The sequence below is a fragment of the uncultured Gimesia sp. genome (assembly GCF_937919775.1).
Lineage (GTDB): Bacteria > Planctomycetota > Planctomycetia > Planctomycetales > Planctomycetaceae > Gimesia.
In genome coordinates this window covers 1-3682 of record NZ_CALFPF010000195.1, presented here as the reverse complement: position 1 = coordinate 3682, position 3682 = coordinate 1, and the positions used below count along the sequence as shown (strand labels likewise).

General features: G+C 50.1%; 3 protein-coding genes. All 3 read left to right on the top strand.

Annotation, left to right across the window (positions count from 1 at the left end):
- The first annotated feature begins 243 nt into the window (after positions 1–243).
- The 3 genes from Q0294_RS05200 (at position 244) to Q0294_RS05190 (ending at position 3608) form a co-directional block, all read left to right on the top strand.
- Positions 244–1551, top strand: a complete 1308-nt coding sequence (locus Q0294_RS05200; RefSeq protein ID WP_299461615.1) for a CpaF family protein — start codon at positions 244–246, stop codon at positions 1549–1551.
- Between the two features lie 72 nt (positions 1552–1623).
- A complete protein-coding gene (locus Q0294_RS05195) occupies positions 1624–2595 on the top strand; it encodes a type II secretion system F family protein (RefSeq protein ID WP_299461614.1) in 972 nt (323 codons plus the stop codon).
- Positions 2596–2684: 89 nt separating this feature from the next.
- A complete protein-coding gene (locus tag Q0294_RS05190; RefSeq protein WP_299461613.1) occupies positions 2685–3608 on the top strand; it encodes a type II secretion system F family protein in 924 nt (307 codons plus the stop codon).
- The last annotated feature ends 74 nt before the right edge of the window (positions 3609–3682 follow it).

Below are 3682 nucleotides of genomic sequence, written 5' to 3'. Positions count from 1 at the left end.
GATCGCGTGCGACCCTTATGTTCTGCATGATTGACGCGATGATATTGCTTTCGCAGATTAATCAATGCTGTCTTTTTGCATCATTTTCACTCTTCAGACGACTTGAGGCAGATTTGTGAACTAGATTTAAACTAGAAAAACCAGGTGCGAACACACGAACTGAAACAGACATGCCCGAGTCGGAAAAAGGCAGGCACAACTGGTTTTTAAACAATGCATATAAGTTGAAGGAGTTTTGTAAACATGGCAGTTCCTGGCCTTTCTCAAGCTGATCCCAATATGGCGTTTGATGATCTGAAACGGCTCATCCACGGCAAGTTAGTTGAAAAACTCGATTTGTCCCGCGTGGGTGATCTGGAAGGGGATTCGCTCCGTCGTGAAATTCGTCTGGTCATCGAGCATTTGTGCGATACCGAAAATCCGCTGCTCAACCGCTCCGAACGCGAGCGTTTGATCGAGGAAATTCTGGACGAAACATTTGGCTTCGGTCCTTTGGAACTGTTGCTCAAAGATCAGGATATCGCCGATATCATGATCAACGGGCCTAAGAATGTGTTTGTCGAAAAAAACGGGCGTATTGAACGTTCCAAAGTTGTGTTTCGCGACAATCAGCATTTGCTGCAGATTCTTGACCGGATTGTTTCAAAGGTAGGACGACGTGTCGATGAAACATCTCCCCTGGTCGACGCGCGCTTGCCCGATGGCTCCCGCTTGAACGCGGTCATTCCTCCGCTGGCGCTGGACGGGCCTTCGTTGACGATTCGTAAATTCGGATCGAATCCGCTGGGTCTGGAAGACCTGCTGCGGTTTGGTGCCTTTACTCCGGAAATCGCGATGTTGCTGGAAGGAGCTATCAAGGCTCGCGTGAATACGATCATCAGCGGTGGTACCGGTTCTGGTAAGACGACACTCCTGAATACACTCTCCAGCTTCATTCAAAGTGACCATCGCGTGATCACGATTGAAGACGCCGCCGAACTTCAGTTGCAGCAGGATCACATTTTACGTTTGGAAACACGTCCCCCCAACATTGAAGGCCGGGGGCAGGTTACGGCAACCGACCTTGTGAAGAACGCATTGCGTATGCGACCTGACCGAATCATCATCGGGGAATGTCGTGGTGCAGAATCGCTGGACATGCTTCAGGCGATGAATACCGGTCACGAAGGTTCGTTGACCACGATTCACGCCAACTCTCCTCGCGACGCGGTTTCCCGTCTGGAAACCATGATCACGATGGGGGGCGTCGAACTGCCTCTCAAGGCTCTGCGACAGCAATTTGCGTCAGCCGTTGATTTGATTATTCAGGTCAACCGTTTACAAGGCGGGCCTCGTAAAGTGACACACGTCACAGAGGTGTTGAATATGGAACAGGACACCGTGATTATGCAGGATATTTTCCTGTTTATTCAGGATGGAATTGATGCAGACGGTAGAGCCTTTGGTCACTTTGAAGCGACCGGGGTCCGCCCGGCCTTCATGGACCGGCTGGAAGCGTCGGGCGTTCGTTTGCCCGCGAACCTGTTTGCCAATCGCGTACTACAGGGTTAAAACTTTTGGGTTGATCAATCAACATTGAATCAAAAAAGAAATCAATCTTTCAGAGGATAAAGGTAATCAGAGATGGATCAGACTCTCATCATCTCAATCGCTGCATTTTTGGGTATGATGGCTTTAGTAGGAGCCGTCATGTTCGTATTCAAGGATTTTTCGTCCAGTACGGCCGAAGATCGTCTGGCGGTGATTACGGGTAAAAAAAAGGCAGCAAACGAATCTGCTTCGTTGCTGAAAGAAGAATTTGTCAAAGGGGGTCTGAACAGTCTTTCGGATCAGGTCGCTCACGTTCTCGAGAAGTTTGGAAATCTGAAACTGCTGCTGGAGCAGTCAGAGGCCCCGTTTAAGGCAGACACCTTTTTATTAATGACGGGGATGTCGGCTGCAGTCGGTTTTGCGTTAGCCTGGTTTACCAATGCCCCGGGACCATTCTGTCCTGTCGCTGCGCTGGCAACCGGGGCTGCTCCGTTCATGTGGCTGCTGTTTCGCAGAAATCGACGGTTTAAAAAATTTGCACAACAACTTCCCGATGCTCTGGAACTGGTGGGGCGTGCTTTGCGTTCTGGCCATAGTCTGTCGTCGGGCCTGAGTGTGGTTGTACAGGAAATGCCGGCTCCGATTTCCACCGAATTTGCAATGGCGTATGAAGAACAGAACCTGGGGGTTCCCATCGATGTGGCATTGAAAAGTATGCTGAAGCGAATGCCGAACCTGGATTTGAAGTTTTTCGTGACGGCGGTTGTGATTCAGCGACAGGCGGGGGGAGACCTTGCCGAAATTCTGGACAAAATTGGTTATATCATTCGGCAGCGTTTCAAAATCATGGGACAGGTTCAGGCGTTAACCGGGGAAGGTCGTATCAGTGGAGTCGTGTTGATGGCTTTACCGATTGCCCTGTTTTTTGCCGTATATTATCTGAATCCCGATTACGTCATGCTGTTGTTTACAGATGAATTGGGACGCAAGATGATTGCCGGCGGTATTGTGCTGCAGGTCCTGGGGGCCTTGTGGATCAAGAAAATCGTCAATATCAAAATTTGAACAGCAGAACCTTTAAATCACTTCATTGATTATTACTGTTTGAGAAAAATGGCAGCCACCTCGACTGGCTGCGCGTGGGAGAGTGAATCATGGATTTTGTTCAACTGTTACCGTGGGCTATTTTTGGAATGGTGATCCTTGCAGGTATTGCATTGATCAATAAACTCAATTCTGATCAATCGCGCACCTCCGCGCGACTGGAGGAGTTGCGTAATCCGCATTTGAGAAATGGCCCGGATCAAAATGCCGGCAGCAGTCTCTTTGAGAAAGCAGCGCCAACGCTGTCCAAAGCATTGACGCCCAAGTCAGAGCTGGAAGAAAACCAGTTAAAGGTGCGGCTGGCCAATGCCGGCTATAATTCAGAGAATGCGCCGTCCATCTTTCTTTCATTGAAAGTGGCTTTAGGGCTGCTGGGAGTCGTACTGGGATCAGGTTACGGTTTTTATCGATTCGGCTTCGCCCAAAACGGCTGGACTTCATTAGTCATTGGCGGCGGGATTGGTTTTTATCTGCCTTCCATTGGTTTAAGCCTGTTGTGTAAAGCACGCATCGAACGAATTTTCCTGTCACTGCCGGATGCGTTAGACCTGCTGGTCGTCTGTGTCGAAGCAGGACTGGGGCTCGACGCGGCGATGAGAAGGGTGTCTGAAGAGCTGGAAGAAACTGCGCCGGATGTGTGCAGCGAATTCGCGCTGTGTAACCTGCAGTTACAGATGGGGCGTCAGCGGCGGGAAGTGCTGCATGACCTGGGAATCCGTAGCGGAGTCGACGATATGCGTGCCTTATCGGCGATTCTGATTCAGGCAGACAAGTTCGGTTCCTCGATTGCGAAGGCGTTGCGGGTGCAGTCGGACAGTATGCGCGTGAAACGCAGTCAGCTCGCCGAAGAGCAGGCCGCGATGACGGCGGTCAAGATGATCTTTCCGCTGGTACTGTTCATTTTTCCCGGAATTTTCGTAGTGCTGGTCGGCCCTGCTGCCATCATGATGATTAATGGCCTCCTGACAAGCTGATCGGCAAGTCATTTCTGACATCCATTTCATGTCATAGTTTTGTAAACACCTCTGATCAATTTGATGATCAGAGG

Excerpts from the sequence above, each read along its gene's own strand:
- Q0294_RS05200 (WP_299461615.1), top strand. The coding sequence starts at position 244 with ATGGCAGTTCCTGGCCTTTCTCAAGCTGATCCCAATATGGCGTTTGAT.
- Q0294_RS05190 (WP_299461613.1), top strand. The coding sequence starts at position 2,685 with ATGGATTTTGTTCAACTGTTACCGTGGGCTATTTTTGGAATGGTGATC.
- Q0294_RS05195 (WP_299461614.1), top strand. The coding sequence starts at position 1,624 with ATGGATCAGACTCTCATCATCTCAATCGCTGCATTTTTGGGTATGATG.